A 21,220-nucleotide genomic window follows, 5' to 3' on the forward strand; every position below is an offset into this window, starting at 1 on the left:
GTTGTGATTTGCTTTCATTTTAGTATCTTTGAACCATTGAAAACAGCAGAACGCACATTACATATTCATTTTCAATGTGATACAGTACAAATTAGAATTATAAAAACGAGATTTTTTTATTAAAACAACTCAAGTTGTTGTCCTGGGGTATTTACATCCACTATCTTTTTCCCATAAAAAAGTTCTATATTTCCAAATTGTTTATCCGTTATGCACATAATTCCTACGCTTCCATATTCGGGCAAAAAAGATTTAACTCTTTTTATATGTACCTCCGCATTCTCACTACTTGCACAATGACGAACATAAATAGAGAACTGAAACATCGTAAAGCCATCCTTCTGCAAATTCTTTTTAAAATCCACATAGGCTTTCTTATCTTTTTTCGTTTCAGTCGGTAAATCAAACAGTACAAATACCCACATAATTCGATATTCACTAAACCGGTCCATCATATCTCCGGATATGATATTTTACGCAATTCCCCACTGAAACATTTATACAAAGAAGCTGTAGTCTGCCCTACAGCAACCATCAATGGTCTGCGTTTTCCCGAAATATTTGTTTCCAACGTAGGAATAGACAATAGCTGAACCTTCAAATCCTTTGTCAAGTCCGTATAGTTATTGCTATTTTGAACTATACGATATACTAATCTATCCACATACGGACGATATGGTTCCATAATATCATCCGCCAAACAATAAGCATTATATCGATTGTGATGATGTATTCCTAAAGTCGGTAAAAGCCCACTCGCAACCAACCCGCGGGCTACAACCGCACGCAAAATGGCATATCCGTAGTTCAACAGATTGTTGGGCGGAATCCCTTCCCGGTCCCTTGTAAACCCTTCTATTTTGAAAAGATTCTTCCAATAATAGGCAGCAGCACGGGCCTCTAAATTATCAGAATCGCCACTTTTCACGCCTGTAGCCCAAATTCTCATACACTTCACTTCTTCTCCAGCACATTCGCTTAATACCGTAGCCTGATTCTCAATTTTTGCTTTTACCGTTTGCTGCCAAAGCTGCTTCATCAAAGGTAAAGAAGCATCAAGTTGCTGCCTGAATCTTTCGTTTTGTGTAGTATTTCCGCACAATGGAAGCAGTAAACCAACCGGCATACTTTTAGCATCACAGGTAATTACTGCACAATTATTCTCAAGCAAAGCTTCCAACACTCCGGAGGTAACGGTAATTTGCTTATTGTCTAATACCACTACTCCGATATCTTCTATCGGTTTGGTTACTTCAAGTTTTTGTTGCAATCCCTTGGGCAAAGTATCATTCTTAACTACCTCCGGCAATTTAATCACCAATTGAGCATTCCTCAAAGACAGATAAACCGGATTTCCAAAATAAAGCGTTTTCTTAATCATAGTATTTGTTTTTTTAATAACTACTGCTTATCCACTTTCCAAAACGACCATTAGATATATTTCCAATTTAAAACAAGTTCTATTAAGCCACAAGTATAACAGCTATATGACAATCATCAATACTCTCCTATAGAGACTATTTGCCCAATGTGATTTACTCGAACTTTTACCATTCTATCAATTTTGGTCAGTGAAGTAATTCGTTTCCACGTTATTTCCTGTAACTCCTTTTTATCTTCTATAGATGTTTCTAAATGATGTCTAAAGACATAATATTTCGTCGAGAATTTCTGTACTCTGAATAAGTTCGGACTTATTAACGCATAATTCTCCGGATTTAATAAGTCTATTTCTTTAGGATTAAATCCCGTATTCTCATTTGGAAATACAAAATACTCATTTTGCTTCATACTAAACAAGAACTGCCATCCTTCACTGTTTCGATAATCTTTATCTACAATGGGTTGTCCCAAATTTGCCCGTGCCACCGCGTCAAAAAAAGGAACCACAACCTCATCAAACTCATATTTGGGATTTCCTTCTTCATCAAGCACCAACTGCCCTGCTTTATCTAAGACAGGCTTTCTATAAATAGCGACATGATGATTGTTACCAGTATTTACAAAATCCACAGGAATTTTTCTTCCCTCTCTGTCCAGAATTAGATTACCGTCTTTATCCCTCTTCTCATGCAGTGATTGCGCCTTGCTGATGCCTCGAATAGTAACCCGCTTAATGGAAATCCCCTTAGACTCATTCAACCATATTGGATTTTCATCCAAGTTAGCAAATGCTTTTTGAGCATCTCCTGCATATTCCTCCAATCGTTTTTTGAGAATATTACGTATTCCCACATCTATCACTTTATCAATTTTCAAATCAGGGTCAATAGGTTTTCGTATGGTATAGACCGTTTCAAATACAACTGTCTGTACTTTGTCTGGAACTACTTTCATTTGATCTTCGCCAAGATATAGCGGATTTTTCTCCAATGTATTTTTACCGGTAAAAGCCTTTCTGGGGTCATTGCCAAAAGCTTCCAAACGTTTTAACAAAGCATTCCTATAAGCACATTTGCAGACAGTAGCTATTTTAACAGCATCAAAAGAAGCATTCACCTTTTCTATTTTTGTAACATAACGCTGATGGCTACCATAAACGTATTCAAGATGTAATTGTCCACGTGGCGTTTGTTGTAACCTCTTGTTTTCACCTCTATTTTTCTTCTTGGTATGATTTAGATTAGAAGTAACCACTTTATTCTTTGCTTTAATGGAAATCAGCAAATTTTCCAGATGATGTTTTGCTTCTGCCCTAAACCGTGCCAAAGATATGGGAGCGAGCGCCTTTCCATTTTCAAAATAGCGGTTCTTTATACCGGTTATATTATTATGCTCTTTAGCCCCTGACATCCAAAAAGCATTCTTATTATTAAAATATTGGATAAATACATCTTTTGTAAAAGCCACAGTTAAAGCATCCATCGCATGGTGACGATGGTCATTTCTTTTACTCCAGCCCTTTATCTTTTTGATTTTTCTTCCATCCTTATCTTCAAACACTTCCACTGCACCAGGAATCTTTTCATACTTAGCCAGATTCAGTTCTTTCATCACATCCACAAGCTGCCAGTCTTCACGTAGCTTATCGGTGACGGAACCGGTAGTAGCCACCACTCTACGACAAATCTCACCCAACATGGCAAGAGCCTTCTTAGATATATATTGTGTATTCCGCAAATCCCGATCAATAAATCCTTCAGGAATATCCTTCTCCTCCATTTTCAACTTCCTGAGTTTTGTTTTCTTATCCTTAAACAACCTCTCGCAACGATTAAGATATTCCTGCAATCCATCATCTCCGTATTTCCTTTTTACAAAATCATAAGCCGTCCTATTCCCTTTCTCTATATTAATGGACCGATACTCCAATGTTTTATTGGATAATGAATCATCAAAAAGGCGTGCTTGCGGAATAATATGCTCAATATCAATTTCCTTACTGAATAGTTTTTCTTTGGGAATATACATATCAGAATACAAAGCTTTATACCCATTCTCTTTCAACTCTTCATAAAGTTTATAACGTATAATATCATTGCGACTAGCATTAGTCATACCAAATTCCGTTTGCAATGCTTGACGAATTCTATCATTTTCACGAGTGCTCTGCGCTATGGATTTTATCAGTTCCTCTCGTTCTTTAGCATTTTTCTTTAGTTCACGAGCTAATTCCACACGAATTTCATCCGGACGGCCATAAGCATCAATAATGGAATTAATCAGATTGACCATCTGATTTAAAATCTTTTCGACCACAGGATTACGCAAACTATTCTTAGGGAGGAGTTCCAATTTGTCTTTCAATACCTTATGTTCCAATTCCTCTTTAGTCAACGAGGACTTGGAATGACGATAACCTGCATATTCGCACGCAAGGTCATATTGGTTACCATCTTTCAGGTAAGGTAGTATCTTCTTGATTGCCTTTGCACTCAGTCTTCCATAATCCTCCTGTAAAGACACGCGAGCAAATTCCACTGCATATTCCTTCTCTACATTGCAGAGTTGCATGATTCTTTCAATCAGTTTTCCTTCTCCGGATGGAGTGTTATCCCCTTCAAAAGAATACAACAAATGCCAAAGTCTGAAATAAGGTTGTTTTTCAAGCTCTTTATTATCTTTATCCAAATCAATAGAAAGGACTTCCATATTCCATCCTAAATCAGAGAATATTAGTCTTAGCTTCTCCAAAATCTCATTTGCCGGCATCTTAAAATCTATCGGCTCATAACCATACTTCTCAATCATACGACTAAAAGCAGAGAAAAAGGCAAATCCTGTATGATTACCATCAATTTGCTTAAAATTCATATCCAGATTTTGAGAATCCGCAAACAACAATTTCAGCACCTCTGCCTTTTTCATAGTCTCTTTCAAAGAGAGTTCTTTGGCAAGTATTTCTTTTTCCTCCTGAAACAAAGGGCGTCTTCCTGCCGCATACAATGCATCTTCCATACCAGAAAACAGAGTAGGAGAGTTATCAAACTTTTTGCGTTTGCCAGGCTTATCCCCAACAAACACTTCTATGTCATTCAATGTCTGCCATATTTTGAATTCTTGAAACAATGGATGCGAACGCGGAATCACTCGGCAACCGACAGTCTTATTCAACTCTTTGTCATCCTTTTTTACAACAATCTCACGGGTTTCAAATTCACAGAAACCGATCAATCCTTTTTGACTTTTCAATTGACGCTGATAAAATATAATGATATCACAAATCTCTTTCTTCAACTCTCCCGTCAACTCCTTATGATATTCAGCCTGTTTTTCCCATATCCTGTCAAACTCATCCAAATAATCTTGTCGATAAAACACTTTATTACGTAAACTCATATTAGGATTCTTGTCCAATTCAGACATTAGATATTGCCCTACGGTCTGACGATTGAAATACAACTGCTTGCTACGATCGCTAATGGCTCCCAAATAGCCACTGGAAGTACTTATCTGTCCATTGATTTCTTGTAATACAATGGCTAATCTCTCCAAATCAATTTGTTCCGAAAGCGCTTGCACCCGCCAACGATAATTCTCTAGTTTCAATTCAAATCCTTTGACATTCCGTTTAATTCCAACCAGTTTGCACTTCTTTGTAACCACTTCCGTTCTCGCCTCTGCTTCATTCCAAACTATTTCTTTCTCTGACCATGCGAAATACTTTGATAGAACTGCCCAAGTTTGGTTTCTGTTTTTACCCTTTATCTCTTCTTTTGCGGCATCACAAAACAAATCTGGATTAAACTGTTTCTGAAAAGCCCAGATTTTCTCCAATTCATCCTGCAAATCAGAGCGATAAAAATCCGGAAGTACTTTCTTCCCTGATTCAAGTATTTGCAAACAAAGTTCTCCAGGAGTCAGATTCTCTTCATAAAGTTTCTTAGCGACCTCCATACCATCAATCAAAACCCCATCTTCGGTCCCCTTGACTTTCCGATTACTTTTATAACCCCGCTTTTTATTAATCATCAACAGCACTCGTGCAAATTCTTCTAATGAAATTTCTTCCACAGCAGCTTTTGCTCTTAAACGATATGTTTCAAAAGTAGTCCTATTGCCGTGTTCGGAAAGCAAAGTTTTATCTGTAATAAATCCGCATTCCTTAAGTAATTCGACAAGTGCCTCACGACGCAATTTATAGCGTTGTAAATTCCTGCGCATACTTCTTTTAAGAGTTCTATATGCATTTGTGGTAATACTTTTTCCTTTTTCAAAATTCTGTAATTCATCCACTGTCAATGGATTCACTCTCACACCCAATTTTATAATAGAAGACTCCTCGTCAACATTCTCGGCCTCATTTACCAATGCCCAACCAATGCTGCTACAACCTAAATCTAGTCCTAATACTCTTTTCATAATAGCAATTAAAGTTAAACCTATCAGCGAATTTACACATCTATCTTGATGACAATAAAAATCTATCAAGTAAATTCCCTGAAAATAAAGCGGCAAGATATAAAAAAATGTTGATCTTACAAATAAAACAGCAAGATATCACAATTTTCCATCGTAAAAAGTTAACGAAACGATTGATTTTACATAGAAAAAATCCTTAAATCTATCATTTTTTATTTTTATTCCCTATATTTGCAACACTAAAATGAAGCAAATCACAATAAGGATTATTCCGTTGTGAAAACATTAGGTTCCCTCGTCCTTAACGGGGGATTTTTTTATTCAACAGAAACAAACCCGAATAAAAAATGGAAAAGAAAACAACTATAAAGCCGAATAGGCAGTGGTTCATCTTCTTCAAAGACCAACTGCTACTGAAAAAAGAATATACGGAACAAGGTAGAATAAAATATGTCATCCCCACCGGTACAGAACCACCGATAAAACCTGAAACAGGACACCCTATACACGAAGTATTACTTGTCAACGGTGAACAGATATGCGCTTTTTCCCTCAACCATTCGGCTGAAGAATCTGAGACACAGATCATGATTGGGCTACGTGCCTCCTACGAATATATCTCCATCAACGAATATCGTGCTGCCGGAAAAGCATACCAGATACTCTATTGGGATGAACATAGCCGCTTCTGCCCCGTATGTGGCACCCCTACAACACAGCAGGCACCCATTATGAAGAAATGTCCCCAATGCGGCAACGAAATATATCCGCCCATCTCCACAGCCATCATCGTGCTGATAAGAAAAGGGGAAGATATTCTGTTGGTACACGCCCGCAATTTCCGAGGCACATTCCACGGATTGGTAGCCGGATTCCTTGAGGCAGGCGAAACATTGGAAGAGTGCGTAGCACGTGAGGTAATGGAAGAGACCGGACTAAAAGTGAAGAACATCCGCTATTTCAGCAGTCAGCCGTGGCCCTACCCCAGTGGGCTGATGGTTGGCTTCATTGCCGATTATGAAAGTGGAGAGATAAAACTACAAGAAGACGAGCTAACATCCGCTGCCTTTTATCATAAAGACAATTTGCCGGAGATTCCTCAAAAACTGAGTATTGCCCGAAAATTGATAGACTGGTGGTTGGAAAACAACTAAAGACAAGGCGACAAAAAAAGAGGTGCATCTCCCTTTTCTGGAGTGCACCTCTCATTATTCCTTACACTATCAATCTATCAGATTCCCAATGATTGGCGTACTGCCTCCACTTTCTCTGCAGCGGCGGCATCGGCACTGGCATAGCACTTCGGACAGCCCATTTCACCCTTCACCTCAATATAGAACTTAATCTTCGGTTCCGTACCGGAAGGACGAACAGAAATCTTCGTACCATCTTCTGTGAAATACTGAAGAACATTTGATGTCTCCGGCATTTCAATCTTGCTCACTTGCCCAGCGGCATCCGTCTGTTCCAATGTCTTATAATCCTTAATCAAAGAAACAGCCGAGCTTCCGATTTTCTTCGGCGGATTCGCACGGAAATTATCCATCATAGCCTTGATTTCCTCGGCACCGCTCTTACCGGGCTTCACCACATTCACAGTAGTCTCCTTAGAGAAACCATATTCCACGTAAATTTCCATCACAATGTCATACAACGTCTTGCCCTGATCTTTTGCCCAAGCACAGATTTCAGCCAGCAATGAGCAAGCGGAAACAGCATCTTTATCACGGACAAAGTCTTCGGCAAGGAAACCGTAGCTCTCTTCACCACCACCGATGTATTGCTGCTTGCCCTCGCTCAAACGGATTTCACGGGCAATCCACTTGAAGCCGGTGTAGCAATCACGCATTTCAATCTTATTCTTATCGGCAACAGCCTTGATAAGTTCAGTAGTCACGATAGTCTTCACAATGAAATCATTGGGCTGCATCTTACCGGTAGCGATGCGGTTCTTGATGATATAGTACAAGAAAATCAAAGCTGTCTGATTACCGTTAATCAGCACCCATTCACCCTTATCATCCTTGCAAGCCATGCCCACACGGTCGGCATCCGGATCACTTGCCATCACGATGTCGGCATCAATCTTCTTCGCCAATGCGATGGCCATGGAAAGTGCCTCTGCGTTTTCCGGATTCGGAGAAACCACTGTCGGAAAGTTACCGTCCTTCACCATCTGTTCGGGCACGCAGTTCACATTCTCAAAACCCCACAATCTCAAAGAATCGGGAATCAGCACACGACCGGCACCGTGAAGCGGTGTATATACAATGCTCAAATCCTTTTGCCGCTTGATGACTTCGGGGTCAATAGAAATGCTGTGAACCATATCCAAATAGACATCATCCACTTCCTTACCGATAATCTGAATCAATTCATCGTTTCCTTTAAACTTGATGTCATCTACCGTAACCTTGTTCACCTCATCAATGATAGCTGTATCATGTGGAGCAAGTACCTGCGCGCCATCGTCCCAATAAGCCTTGTAACCATTATACTCCCGCGGGTTGTGGCTTGCCGTGATGTTGATACCGCTTTGGCAACCCAAATGACGAATAGCGAACGATACTTCAGGCGTAGGACGCAACGCATCGAACAGATATACCTTAATGCCATTTGCAGAGAAAATGTCAGCGGAGATTTTAGCGAACTTGTCACTATTGTTACGGCAGTCGTAACCCACTACTACAGAAATCTGGTCCATACCGGCAAAGCATTTGTTCAGATAATTTGCCAGACCTTGCGTAGCGGCCCCCACCGTATAGATATTCATACGATTTGAACCAACACCCATTATACCGCGCAATCCGCCCGTTCCAAATTCCAAATCCTTATAAAAGCTGTCTATCAGCTCCGTCTTATCGGGATTTTCCAACATGCGTTTCACTTCAGCCTGAGTTTCGGCATCGTATGCCGGGGTAAGCCATTTTTCGGCTTTCTCAGTGACCTGCTTAATCAGTTCCTGATTTTCCATAAACTATTATTATTTTAAAGGTTATTTGAAATCCTTGTTAATTCACAAATGTAGGAGATCCTGTTCAAATATCCTAATTTTATTCAGGCATTTTATATCTGTCCCCTGTATGTTTTACATATTCCTCCAAAAATTCCTTCGGATAACCCGGACGAATAACACCTGCCGGCTGTCCAATGGAATTTCGCTCGAACTTGCCGTCCTTCATACGCTTCACTACCCCATCATTATACTTCACAACCAAAAACTCCCCAAGACGCTTCCAAGTATCCAAAGTGCTCTGCGCAACTTGATTGGTATAATTAGTAAGGAAAGCCTTTGCCTGAACAGGATCTTTCTCCAACAATCTGGCAGCTGCCGCCTCAACACCTTCCTGCGCATAATTGAACGTGGTTTCCAATTCCGTCTGCGTAGCACGCACATCCCCCATCATCAGGTCATAGCGTGGATAAACCATGTTGGCCACCCAGTTGTATATCCAGAAAGCAGACTTCCAGGAGAAAGTAATATAGTCAGCACCATCCACACGGGTGTAGCATTCGGGCACCTTATCCGTACAACAATACACCGGCGTGAACACAGTCATATTGGCATCGTCCGTACCAAACCAAAGTACACCGCCGATGGCATCGGGCATGGAAGAACGCATCTGAGCCACGAACACAAATCCGGATTGTTGGGTAGAGATAGGACGCTCGTTGAAATACTCCTGCCCACCTACTTTGAAGGAGAGAGGCGAAAGACGATACGGAGTATGGTACGGACCTGCACCGAAATCCTTACTGATGTCAAGCGGCGTACCTTCATAGTGGTCGCGCATCGCATTCTTCACATCCTGTACGGAAATCTTGCGGTTAGGCTTCACAAACAGAGGCATTGGAGTATCTGTCTCACCTGTTATATAAGGTAAAAATTCATTGCCACGGTCGGTAAACATATTGAAATAGCTCCATACGCGGGCTTCGCAATAGCGACGTGCACCAAAATCAAGCGGAGCATAGGCGTTGGCAAAACTGAAGTCCTTGTTCATCCCGGAGAAATACCCCTTCTCACGAGCAAAAGAGACAACGTCTGGCGAGAACATACAATTCTCCTTGTCATTCATATTAAACTGATGAATACGGCTTTGGTTGGCGTGCGCGGAAATGCAATCATCGGGCACACGAACTGCCACCCATACGGCCCCACGTACACCGGGTCCTTTGCCTATCATCTCCATAATCCAGATTTCATTCGGGTCGGCAATGGTGAAAGATTCGCCACTGCTGTAGTAGCCATACTCCTGCACCAATTCTGTCATCACCTTGATGGCTTCACGGGCGGTGCGTGAGCGTTGCAAACCAATGTAAATCAAACTTCCATAATCAATGATTCCGGTCGTATCCACCAATTCGGGACGTCCGCCAAACGTGGTTTCACCAATGGTGAGCTGGAACTCGTTCATATTGCCGATGACATTATAGGTCTGGCGAGCCTGTTCGATCTGCCCCAGATACTTACCGGTATCCCATTCGTGAATGTCAATCAAAGTGCCTTTCTTATGCATCCCCGCAGGATAATGGTATAACTCGCCGAAGAGTCCATAAGAATCGGCGGAATAAGAAACGATGGTAGAACCATCCGCAGAGGCATTCTTGCCCACTATCAGATTGGTACAGGCCAGCGCATTTATCACCGCCACTACTGCCAACCATGCAGAAAGAATCAGTCTTTTACTTTTCATACTTCTCTATTATTTATTAATGATTAAAAATTGTTCTATCAACTAAGAAAGACTATTCAGCCCACACAAAAGCATTGGCCGACGACAATTCCCGAATCCCTCTTTTGACTTCCGGCTATAGAGCGGTACAAATATAGCGAAAAAAATCACAATAAGCCGCATTTTTCTGTATTGCACAAATATTCTTACCCGTTGGCGGAATTAATTTGCAGATCCGCTTCCTGACATCATTTAATACACTGATTATCAGATGATAAAAAATGGATTATCAGACATTTGTGTTCAGCGTGACAAACACTTGTGTTCAAGCTGACAGACACAAGTGTTTGAGACGACAGAGGCAAGTGTCTGTCAAACCGGGAAATATAGGAGAAATAGCAGAAGTTATTTCCTTGCGGATTTAATCCCGCCAACAGGTTAAGAATCGTGCTATCTTCTGTATATTCGAACCGGTCACATCAAAGCTTTGCATTTTCAGCTTCTCCATTTCACTGTCCCTCTCACCACACAAATTCAAATTGTTCGGTAGTCCGATTTCCGCACCTGTCGGTCACGGTCATCTCCACCACGTGCCTGCTTCCCTTCTTCACCCGTTTCGGATCAAGTTCGCAAACCAGGTCACCACTGATGGCGTTAGGTTTTCCAAACAAGGCATATTTCCCGTCAATGGTCCCCCTATACGTACAGATGCCGGTTTCCTTGTCTTTAGCCTTGAACACAATGCGCTCCGTGTGTCCCCATTGCACCTGATTCACCGGAGTCAATACCGGAGGAACCGTATCAACGGCCACTGTATAGGTGCCCAACTCGCGAATGCCAACTTTCATAAAGCCCTCTTCGTACGAGCCTCCGACATAGTATTTTCCGCCACGAGCATTGATCCCTGCCACATAGTATTTCGTCATATCCTCCACCGGACAACGACGCAAACCGATGCGCAGCTCGCAAGTCCCATGTAGCGGGATGCGGGTGTCGTTCAACTGATAAGTGAAAGCAATGTCACCACTATCAGCACGGACGGCATAGTCCAGCAGGGCATCCTTATATAACATGCCACCGGGAACCACCAGTTCCAATCCTGGCTCCTGAAGATAGTTCACCCTGTCCCATTTAAACACGTACTTCTCCCGATGTTCCACCGGACGGATATCCGACTTTTTCCCTTGCACCGTGAAACGCACACAAGATGTATTGCCCAACGCATCACTCAACGTATAGACAAACCGATAAGGACGTTCTTCATCAATAGTAATCAGTCCCCGGTTACCATTGGAGGCACAAAGCATACGCAAGCGGTTGCCCGGCTCAATAAACGATTTCATATATTGCCCGTGTGTCCACGAATTGATGTAACGGTTCTCCTCATACGCAAATCGGCTGACATCGCTGCGGAACACCTTCTTGCCATCCACCTCCAGTACCACCGTTTTCACACCATATTTATTATGCACCCCGTCCATATAATCGTAGGCACGGATGCCCGCTCCGATAATTCCCCAGGCAGTAATAGGCTTTGCAGGATTCAGCGGGAAACTTTTGTTTTTCTGCCCGCCATCCACCACCCCCTTTCCGAGCTGCGGAAACAACATGATGCCTTCAGCACGTGGAGCTGTCGTATCCTTCACTCGTCCGGCAAAGAAAGGAAGCGGATCCACATATTCGTCCGTCTCCGTTTCAATCATATCCAAATGCAGGTGAGGGCCGAAAGAATAGCCCGTATTCCCGCTCAACGCCATTACTTGCCCTGCCTTTACCGGATATTCGCCCGGTTCGGGAACAATCTCCACTTCCCAGCTCTCTTTTTCATACTGAAGTTTTTCAACCCGTTTTGCTATTTCGCCGACAAAAGCACTCAGATGACGGTTAATAGTGGTATAGCCGTTCTGATAGACCACATCGAGCACGTAGCCCGATCCATGGGTGACGCGAATACGCGAAACATATCCATCCGCCAAAGCACGTACCGGTTTACCGATAGTGCCACCGGTCTTGAAATCCAACCCACCGTGAAAATGATTGGCACGCAATTCGCCAAAATTACCGGAAAAGACGATAGGGAAATCAAAAGGCGGGATAAACGAGACTTGTTGTATTTCGGATGTTTGCTGCGCCCGCCCGTTTTGCGAACCGCCGGCCAAAAATAAGAAAAGAAGTAGTACGGTATATTTCATCTTTCGTAAAACCTATCTAAAAAACTGTTTTTAATGCAGCAAAGATAACAAGAATACCCCATATTTTGTCACCAGACCGCCCGTTTTCTGTTTTTAAACACCTGCTTCCTGATAACATCGAAAACGAAATTTCACTATCTTGCGCTATGTTTAACCCCCTAAATTCTGAAGGTTATGATTATCGGAGTACCTAAAGAAATCAAGAACAACGAGAACCGTGTAGGAATGACCCCTGCCGGAGTAGCCGAACTGGTGAAACGAGGTCATACAGTGTATGTACAGGCTACAGCAGGCGCAAACAGCGGTTTCTCCGATGAAGACTACATCGCCGTAGGCGCAAAGACGTTGCCCACCATCGAAGAGACTTATGCCATAGCCGACATGATAGTCAAAGTGAAAGAGCCGATTGCGCCGGAGTACAAACTGATTAAGAAAGGACAAGTGGTGTTTACCTATTTTCACTTCGCAGCCGATAAAGAACTGACCGATGCCATGATAGCAAGCGGTGCCATCTGTATCGCCTACGAAACGGTAGAAAAGGCAGATCACTCACTTCCGCTGCTCACCCCTATGAGTGAAGTGGCAGGCCGTATGGCTTCCCAAGTGGGTGCACGCTACCTTGAGAAGCCCCAAGGAGGCAAAGGCAAACTGATGGGTAGCGTGACAGGTGTACGTCCTGCACGTGTACTGGTTCTCGGCGGCGGCATCGTAGGAACCAATGCCGCACAAATAGCCGCCGGAATGGGGGCCGAAGTGCTGATTACCGACATCAACCTACCCCGCCTGCGCTACCTCAGCGAGGTTATGCCCAAAAACGTAAAAACCCTCTACTCCTCCACCCATAACATCCGGATGGAACTACCCAACATCGATCTCGTCATCGGTTCCGTCCTTATACCCGGCGACAAGGCACCGCACCTCATCACCCGCGATATGCTGAAACTGATGAAGCCAGGCACCGTCCTTGTGGATGTGGCCATCGACCAAGGAGGCTGTTTTGAGACTTCCCACCCAACCACCCACAGCGACCCTACTTACATCATAGATGGCATCGTACACTACGCCGTTGCCAATATTCCCGGTGCCGTGCCATTCACCTCCACCATGGCACTGACCAACGCTACCCTGCCCTACACCGTTGCTCTGGCAAGCAAAGGCTGGAAACAGGCATGCAAAGACGACCCGGCATTAGCCTTGGGAGTAAACGTAGTAGAAGGTAAGGTTACTTACAAAGCTGTAGCGGACGTGTTCGGACTGAAGTATGAACCTTTAGAAAGTTTCTCTTGGTATAAAAAATGATTTTTCAACAAGGTGAATCCCAATCTTTTAGGCACGGAATTCTAAAATCTCCGTGCCTAACATTTCTATTTCAACACATCGCCATCACGCATAATTCATGATAACAAAATCACGGAATGATGTTTTTCGTCTGCACCGTTATCGAGTCACCATACATTTTCAGTTCTTTCAAAGTACGTACCCGGCGTTTACGCCCCTTTACATCCCAAAATTCACGGGTAAAAATTGTCATCAAATCGTAGCCGCCGGCCTTCCCCTTATATACGGGAACTTGCTTGAGCGCATAAAACGGATCACCTCGCCAGGTATCCTTTTCGACTTTAATCTTTTTCTGATAAACCGGATCCCAATTGTATTTGGTATTGGCTGTATAGGGATGCAAGGTGAGCCTGACAGTCTTTTTCGGCTCCTTCGGCAAGGAGGTGTCAAAATCCATCCACGGCCTATCCGCCGATGCCTTCGGAGTCCCCAACATATTCATTTGGAGCTCTTTCAACGCATGCGGGTTCACCTTCATCTCCCCTTCTCCCTGCAGCAACCGTTGCAATTTCAGAGAGTCCTGCGGTGTCCAATTTTGGGCACAAACGGGAAAGGCTACCGCACACAGCAACCCATATATAAACACAAAACGATTCACGATTTCAGATTTCAGAATTATAATTTCGTAGAATATCGCCCTCTAACTCCTCAATCATTCTCTTCTCCCCTCCCTACGGGGAGAGGGAGAGAGGCTACCACCACATATACCCACTGCCACAGAGTGGCTCATCGTAGCAAGGATCAATGGTCCACATTGTTCGTGGAAATTTCCGTCCTTCCCACCAACGCCGATAGCGCGAGGCTGCATCCAGCACTTCATCGTCTGAAAGGAAATAGATGCCCTCATAATTCTCAGCATCCGCATGCACCATTTTGCATCCCATGGAGGCATTGTATCCCAAACGGATAGTCTCGACTGTCCACAAAACACATTCACCCAACCGGAGTTTTCCACCTGCCGAATAAGAAACAGGAGCCAACGGGAAAGCGGGAATCACATCCAAGTCTTCGGCGTATTTCAGCAACAATTCAATGTCGTCAACTGTAAATTTCGGCATATTATTCAGCCCATCGGGGCTTTGAGCATTATATTTTCCCGTCTTCAATTGCTTGATGAACAAATCCACATCGGGATGTTCATAATCCAAAGTCCCTTCTGTACAAGAAGCGAACGAAAACGTAAAAAGCACGAACAACAATACGTGCATATATATATAGATAAAATTTTTCATTTCAGATTTCAGATTTTAGATTTCAATAAATCAGCTTTCAGTATCAACGTTGTTTTTCTATTTTCTGTTCAATTTTCCGCTTCCCTTTTTCAACTTAATAAGTCATTCGCACCCCACATAATAGGTTCAGATTCACGGGACGCTCTGTACGCAAGGTTCCGGTCTTTGAATCCGTATCGAAATGGTGGGAAACGGACGGTTCGGCAAACAGGGCAAAACGATCGTTCATCTTATAACGAACTCCCACCCCGGCAGCCAAAGAGAGTTGCAACGGCTCTGCCTTAAAGCTATTGTCGGATGCTCCCGCAATACATTTCTCAACGGCACCTCCCAATATTGCATAGAAATCAACCTTAGAGGAACCTGCAAGCCGTGCATTCAGTTTTACGGGAATCGCCAACGTATGCAATGTATAGTCAGCAGGCAAACAATTATACTGCAGCCCTGTTTCCAAAGCCAAAGCCTTGTTCAGCCGACGCTCCACCGTAATCCCTGCTGTGAACGGCATATCAAAACCGCTTTGAGACAAAGAAGTGCCGATAGCGGCTTTTACCGCCCAATTACGAGACTTCAAGTTTTTTCTCGAATCGGCAGTTGCATCTTTTTCAACGCCAGACTTCGAGGTATTTGTTTCCGAATCATCGGTTGCTTTGGCGGCACTTGCCTTATACATTCCCCCTTGTGCGGGATGTTGATTGCCGAAGTAGCTATTCCCAGACAAACGGTTCTGCCCATAGACTCTTTGTGTAATGGTGATGGAAACATGAAGGGAAACTGACTCCTCGTCCTCCGCATCAGCAACCGGTCCTGCCGGCGTACCGGTCGTAGGTTGTTTGATTCCGGGCTTGTTCACCATGGGATTTGCCGAATGAATGGAAGGAAAATTCTCCTGTACGATGTCTCCGTTCAGGCTCCCTTCGGGTGTCAACGCCGCCACTTGCGTAAACGCCTCCTTTATCTCTTCTTTGGGAGAGAAGCACCAGAAAGCTGCGGAAGCCGCTCCTAACACAAAGGCCACCGATGCAGCAGCAGCCACCCGATAGTATTTGGGCGAAAGCAGCCACTTCCGGTGTCCTGTTTCCTCCAGACACAAGTCGTGTTGCAACGTTTCCCAAAAATCATCCCGTACCGGCATCTCTGCACCGGAAAGACGATTACGGAACAAATCGGTTATTTCATCTTTTTCTCTCATCATTTAATATACTCTTTAATTCTTTTCGCCAATAAACTTTTGGCACGATGCAACTGCGAGGTGGACGAATGCTCCTTGATGTGGAGCATCTCAGCGATCTCCTTGTGCGACTTTTCCTCAAAGACGTACAAGTTGAAGACCGTACGACATCCGTCGGGCAATTCGGCCACAAACGCCATCAGCACCTCTTCGGGAATGCAGTTTCCGGTTTCGGCAATACCCGTTTCATCGGGGATGTCGGGCAACCGCTCCTCATTCACCACCAGCTGGCTGAAACGTTGCCTCCTCCGCAAGTAGTCTATAGCCTGTGTCACCATTACCCTTGTCACCCAAGTGCCCAACGCACATTCTCCCCGAAAGGTGAAATGGGTGAAGATTTTGATGAAACCATCGTGCAATACGTCATACGCCGCATCGACATCGCCCGTATAGCGGTAGCACACCGCTAGCATCTGTTTGGAGTAGAGAGTGTATAATTCCTTCCGGGCGGATTCCTTTCCTGCCCGGCAGCCCTCAACCAGTTCTATCTCGTTTTCCAATGTCAGTACTCGTTTTACGGACGCCTCTTTGCGTCGTTTGTTAGTTAGACGCAGCATGATTGAAAATGCTGCCGGATTTATTCTAAAAAGAAGTTAAATCATAAGAGAAATTCTTCAAACAAAAAAAGTCTCATCCTATCGGTATTTCTTTTCCAAGGCACCTATCAACTCTTCCATCTCCACAATCAATACATCTATCATATTCCAGTTCATCATGTACTCAATGGCACACACAAAATTATTTACTCCCTGCTGCCGTAACAAATAGGAAAGACGATCTCGTACATTCCAATCCACAAAAGCTTTCCCTTTTTCATCCGGAGCCGCATTCAATGCGGGAACCATTATCAGATTCTGCTTGTACTTATAGTATATATCCGTATTTGCCGTCAACTCTTTCAAGTCATAATAAACTTGCAGCACGTTTTGTAACAGAAGCTTATCGGGAATGTATTGCATCAGCGAGGAACCTTTCATAACATCCAGCGCGTCTGTACGATTGGACAAACTGAATAAATTAGAAGAAAATCCGTCATAACGTACAAGAGTGTCCTGTGGAATTTTATCCAAATCCAAGTTGCACTTGGTAAGCAAACAGCTGAAACGAATATCCACTGTTATACATTGCTTATACATCTTCAATTCATCCCTGTTACGCCTCAACTCTTCAATGACAAGCTGCATTGTACTTCTGACCTCCTTCTGATGCACATGGTCAGTAATCAAGTCGCTCCCCCAGAAAGAAATGACGATACCGACTACCACAATGCTTAGCTGTCGTAAATAATCGCCCATACGCCAACCCTTGACAACCGTTTTCGCCCTCATCCAAAACCTCTTCTCCATATACCTATATATTAAAAAGCCCCTCATAAATCCCGCCATAATCATGCTGCATTTATGAGAGGCTTCCCAAAAGTCTTTTACAATCAGCTTTCTTTTCTCGTCAACATGCCTTGAAGCTCATATCCAGCCCTTTCACGGAGTGGGTCAAGGCTCCTACTGAAATAAAATCCACACCGCATTCGGCATAGTCGCGAAGCGTATCGAAGGTGATACCGCCGGAAGATTCCGTCTCATAGCGGCCACCTACCAACTCAACGGCTTTCTTCGTCATCTCAGGACTGAAGTTGTCGAACATGATGCGATCCACGCCCCCCAAGTCAAGTACCTGCTGCAACTCGTCGAAGTTGCGCACCTCAATTTCTATCTTAAGGTCCTTATCTTTCTCCTTACAATATTCCTTGGCACGGGTTATCGCCTTTTCGATACCTCCGGCAAAGTCCACATGATTGTCTTTCAACAAAATCATATCGAACAGACCGATGCGATGATTTACGCCACCGCCTATTTTCACCGCCATCTTCTCAAGGATGCGCATACCCGGAGTAGTTTTACGGGTGTCAAGCACACGGGTATTCGTACCTTTCAGCCGTTCGGCATATTTGCGGGTCATGGTGGCTATACCGCTCATGCGCTGCATGATGTTCAGCATCAACCGCTCCGTCTGCAACAGCGACTGCACCTTTCCTTCCACAACCATGGCCACATCGCCCGGTTTTACTTCCGCGCCATCATTGATGAACACCTCCACCTTCATCGTCGGGTCGAAACGACGGAACACCTCTTTGGCTATCTCAATGCCCGCAAGGATACCCGCCTCTTTAATCAAAAGTTTCGACTTACCCATTGCCGTAGCAGGAATACACGAAAGGGTGGTATGGTCTCCATCCCCTATATCTTCTGCAAAAGACAGATCTATCAGTCTGTCAATCAATTCTTCTTCCTTATTCATTTGTTTTATCTATTCTTATTTGATGTATGACATATTTGTTCTGTACTTTTCTAAAGAAACAATTCACCCGAAAGTTTCCATTCGCAGTCATCAAAGTACCGACAATGAAACTGGATTCATCCCGCTTGCCCTGATGGTTCACACAAAAGTCGCTGACTTTATGGTTGGAAAAGAACGTAGCCATCGCCTCATTCGTTTTCCCTTTGTCGGCAGACTTCGATTGGTTCAGAATAACCAAATCGACCTTATCACCCAGATACTTGTTAAGTTCCTGAGAGTTCCCTTTCTTGAAGGCACCAACCACCCCTTCGGGAACGCCTTGTGCCATCAGCACCGTCGCCCAAACGAAAAGACCTGTCATCAAAAAGATTACCTTTTTTTTCATTGTCACAAGTTTTTTGTTTGCAGGAGTTATCGAGAGTTAGAAGCCAACACCTCAATAAGTAAAGAACTATCGACTTTTCCCTAAGCCAACTTGTTGGCTGATAACTCCCGATAACTCCTTATAACTCCCTATACCACGGACAAAGGTAAGCATTTGTCGCAAATTACAATAAAAAAACACTAAATTTGTGCCCGAATTCAAACAAAACCAAACAAAAAACAATATGAAAACGACCCTGCTCGTCGTAGGACGCACCGTAGAACAACACTTTATCACTGCCATCAACGACTATGTGCAGCGCACCCGACGTTACCTTTCTTTTGAAATGGAAGTTATTCCCGAACTGAAAAACTCCAAAAGTCTCTCAAGGGAATTGCAGAAAGAGAAGGAAGGAGAACTGATACTGAAAGCGCTCCAGCCGGGCGATGTCATCGTACTGCTGGACGAAGGAGGAAAAGAAATGCGCTCCATAGAGTTCGCAGACTATATGAAGCGCAAAATGAATACCGTCAACAAACGGTTGGTCTTTATTATCGGTGGCCCCTACGGGTTCTCACCAAAGGTATATGAAACCGCCCACGAAAAAATGTCTCTGTCTCGCATGACCTTCTCGCACCAGATGGTGCGTCTCATCTTCGTGGAACAACTTTACAGGGCGATGAACATACTGAATGGAGGGCCGTATCATCACGAATGATGAAGCAGGCTACAAACAATCTTCACATTGCGTTCCACAATTTGTCTCATTTTCACAAAGCAGTTATAGCTTCTATAGACAGACCTGTATATTTAGCAATCATCTCTAAAGGTATATTGTCCGACTTCATCGTCCGGGCTATGGCATAAGCTTTTTCTTCACGACCTTCTTCACGACCTTCTTTACGACCTTCTTCACGACCTTCTTCTTTCGATGCTTCCTGCACACACAAATAAGTCCGATAAGCATTGATGCTTTTCCAATAGAGTTCGTGTTCCTCTTCATTCAAAGAAGCCACATCGGCAATTTCCTCCAGTTTTTCAAATACGGCTTTACGCGCCTTAAAAGGCATCCGTTGCAATGTTTCCATATTCTTCAATGTATATATCCAACGCTCAAAATCTGTTTCACATTCACTCTCTTCTTTCTTGAATACCGGCAGTGCAAGAAATATCTGCCGCATTTTGTCACAGAACAATTCTCCTGTATCACGGTCAGCAAGAATGACATCTGTACGGAACTTCATCTCATCCTTCAACAAGAAGTTCATAAAAAACACCCCATATACCGCTTTTATGTCAAACTTCCAGATGTCACCTTTCTGTCCTTGACGTGCCACTGCATGCGATAAGTAAAACAATGCACGTTCTTTGAAGAAGGCCTGTGACTTATTCTGCATTTCCACCAAAATTTTCTCGCCCGTATCCGTTGTACAATAAATGTCGTATATCAACGCACGGGCATCCTCCCATTCGGGAAGTTGTTCGTTATTCAGAAAAGATAAATCAACAATCACCCGTTCACCTTCTAACAAATCATTTAAGAAATCTATCAATAAGTCCTTTGATATTTCCTGACCGAATATTTTCTTAAATCCGTAATCGGTAAACGGATTGATGAATCTTCCCATTATAGTCACTCTTCTTTATAGTTTTCCACAAAGATACCCTTATTATCCCAACAAACAAACTTTCAGACCTATATTTTCAATTCAGACCCATAGAAGTAATAAAAAGAGAGGACCCCTTGATGCCAAGGAGTCCTCTCTAAATCTTTCCCAAAGCAGGGCTTCACCCTAACCGAGCCGAGACTATTTAGCCTGATGCAGCCGGAAATACCTCTTCATGAAGCAGACATACACCAGGCTGAGTAATACCACCGTGCCTGCCAGATACCCATACCCGGCTTCCTGACACGCCACATAACCTGCATTTACAACAGCCTGCACCACCATATAGACAGCAGAGACCGCCACATGTGGCACTTTCAGCTCGTTCGCCATAATCTGATACAGGTGCTTCCGGTGCGGCAAGCCGATATTCTCGTGCAGCATCAAGCGGTGGATGATGGTCAGCACACTGTCCACCCCATA

At 43.6% G+C, this 21,220-nt stretch carries 17 protein-coding genes and 1 pseudogene; 3 read left to right on the top strand and 15 right to left on the bottom strand.

Features of this window, described 5'->3' with window-relative positions:
- Positions 1–119: 119 nt before the first annotated feature.
- The 3 genes from cas2 to cas9 all read right to left on the bottom strand — a co-directional run bounded on the left by cas2 (position 120) and on the right by cas9 (position 5,802).
- Positions 120–452 carry a CRISPR-associated endonuclease Cas2 gene (cas2, locus tag K2G43_RS13395; RefSeq protein WP_300156124.1) on the bottom strand — a complete coding sequence of 111 codons (333 nt, stop codon included), beginning with the start codon at positions 450–452 and terminating at the stop codon, positions 120–122.
- Positions 452–1,381, bottom strand: a complete 930-nt coding sequence (cas1, locus tag K2G43_RS13400; RefSeq protein WP_300156090.1) for a type II CRISPR-associated endonuclease Cas1 — start codon at positions 1,379–1,381, stop codon at positions 452–454. The genes cas2 and cas1 overlap by 1 nt, the downstream gene beginning before the upstream one ends.
- Before the next feature lie 116 nt (positions 1,382–1,497).
- Complete coding sequence (gene cas9 / locus K2G43_RS13405) at positions 1,498–5,802, bottom strand: type II CRISPR RNA-guided endonuclease Cas9 (RefSeq protein WP_300156093.1); 4,305 nt, start codon at positions 5,800–5,802, stop codon at positions 1,498–1,500.
- Positions 5,803–6,149: 347 nt separating this feature from the next.
- On the opposite strand from cas9, the gene nudC reads away from it, so the two are divergent.
- Complete coding sequence (nudC, locus tag K2G43_RS13410; protein ID WP_300156097.1) at positions 6,150–6,956, top strand: NAD(+) diphosphatase; 807 nt, start codon at positions 6,150–6,152, stop codon at positions 6,954–6,956.
- Positions 6,957–7,033: 77 nt separating this feature from the next.
- Here nudC and K2G43_RS13415 read toward each other — a convergent pair whose 3' ends face one another.
- The 3 genes from K2G43_RS13415 to K2G43_RS13425 all read right to left on the bottom strand — a co-directional run bounded on the left by K2G43_RS13415 (position 7,034) and on the right by K2G43_RS13425 (position 12,670).
- The gene (locus tag K2G43_RS13415; protein ID WP_300156100.1) at positions 7,034–8,776 is read right to left on the bottom strand and encodes a phospho-sugar mutase; all 1,743 of its coding nucleotides are present in this window, start codon (positions 8,774–8,776) and stop codon (positions 7,034–7,036) included.
- A 79-nt stretch (positions 8,777–8,855) separates the two neighbouring features.
- Positions 8,856–10,499 (bottom strand): C69 family dipeptidase, encoded by a 1,644-nt coding sequence (locus K2G43_RS13420; protein WP_300156103.1) that lies wholly within the window; start codon positions 10,497–10,499, stop codon positions 8,856–8,858.
- 500 nt (positions 10,500–10,999) lie between these two features.
- Positions 11,000–12,670 (bottom strand): M23 family metallopeptidase, encoded by a 1,671-nt coding sequence (locus tag K2G43_RS13425; protein ID WP_300156105.1) that lies wholly within the window; start codon positions 12,668–12,670, stop codon positions 11,000–11,002.
- Positions 12,671–12,844: 174 nt separating this feature from the next.
- Between K2G43_RS13425 and ald the strand changes: the two genes are divergently transcribed.
- Entirely contained in the window at positions 12,845–13,969 is a 1,125-nt protein-coding gene (ald, locus tag K2G43_RS13430; protein ID WP_300156108.1) for an alanine dehydrogenase, read from the top strand.
- A gap of 109 nt (positions 13,970–14,078) precedes the next feature.
- Here the strand turns inward: ald and K2G43_RS13435 are convergent, their stop codons facing one another.
- From K2G43_RS13435 to K2G43_RS13465, 7 genes are all read right to left on the bottom strand, one after another.
- Positions 14,079–14,606, bottom strand: coding sequence for a DUF4858 domain-containing protein (locus tag K2G43_RS13435; protein ID WP_297643300.1), 528 nt, complete (start codon positions 14,604–14,606; stop codon positions 14,079–14,081).
- A 94-nt stretch (positions 14,607–14,700) separates the two neighbouring features.
- Entirely contained in the window at positions 14,701–15,240 is a 540-nt protein-coding gene (locus tag K2G43_RS13440) for a DUF4943 family protein (RefSeq protein WP_297643299.1), read from the bottom strand.
- Between the two features lie 94 nt (positions 15,241–15,334).
- Positions 15,335–16,432, bottom strand: coding sequence for an outer membrane beta-barrel protein (locus tag K2G43_RS13445; RefSeq protein ID WP_297643306.1), 1,098 nt, complete (start codon positions 16,430–16,432; stop codon positions 15,335–15,337).
- Complete coding sequence (locus K2G43_RS13450; protein ID WP_300156113.1) at positions 16,432–17,028, bottom strand: sigma-70 family RNA polymerase sigma factor; 597 nt, start codon at positions 17,026–17,028, stop codon at positions 16,432–16,434. The genes K2G43_RS13445 and K2G43_RS13450 overlap by 1 nt, the downstream gene beginning before the upstream one ends.
- A gap of 78 nt (positions 17,029–17,106) precedes the next feature.
- Positions 17,107–17,817: a hypothetical protein gene (locus K2G43_RS13455; RefSeq protein WP_297643295.1), complete on the bottom strand. Its 711-nt coding sequence runs from the start codon at positions 17,815–17,817 to the stop codon at positions 17,107–17,109.
- Between the two features lie 100 nt (positions 17,818–17,917).
- Complete coding sequence (gene nadC, locus K2G43_RS13460) at positions 17,918–18,766, bottom strand: carboxylating nicotinate-nucleotide diphosphorylase (protein WP_300156116.1); 849 nt, start codon at positions 18,764–18,766, stop codon at positions 17,918–17,920.
- A complete protein-coding gene (locus tag K2G43_RS13465) occupies positions 18,759–19,151 on the bottom strand; it encodes a DUF4783 domain-containing protein (RefSeq protein WP_297643292.1) in 393 nt (130 codons plus the stop codon). Before K2G43_RS13465 ends, nadC begins: the two co-directional genes overlap by 8 nt.
- Before the next feature lie 223 nt (positions 19,152–19,374).
- Between K2G43_RS13465 and rlmH the strand changes: the two genes are divergently transcribed.
- Positions 19,375–19,848: a 23S rRNA (pseudouridine(1915)-N(3))-methyltransferase RlmH gene (gene rlmH / locus K2G43_RS13470; RefSeq protein ID WP_297643291.1), complete on the top strand. Its 474-nt coding sequence runs from the start codon at positions 19,375–19,377 to the stop codon at positions 19,846–19,848.
- Between the two features lie 52 nt (positions 19,849–19,900).
- Here the strand turns inward: rlmH and K2G43_RS13475 are convergent, their stop codons facing one another.
- Positions 19,901–20,758, bottom strand: coding sequence for an Rpn family recombination-promoting nuclease/putative transposase (locus tag K2G43_RS13475; RefSeq protein ID WP_300156121.1), 858 nt, complete (start codon positions 20,756–20,758; stop codon positions 19,901–19,903).
- 180 nt (positions 20,759–20,938) lie between these two features.
- Positions 20,939–21,220: pseudogene (locus tag K2G43_RS13480) on the bottom strand (UDP-GlcNAc--UDP-phosphate GlcNAc-1-phosphate transferase); the annotation flags it as partial.

The sequence above is a fragment of the Bacteroides sp. genome (assembly GCF_029057325.1).
Taxonomy (GTDB): domain Bacteria; phylum Bacteroidota; class Bacteroidia; order Bacteroidales; family Bacteroidaceae; genus Bacteroides.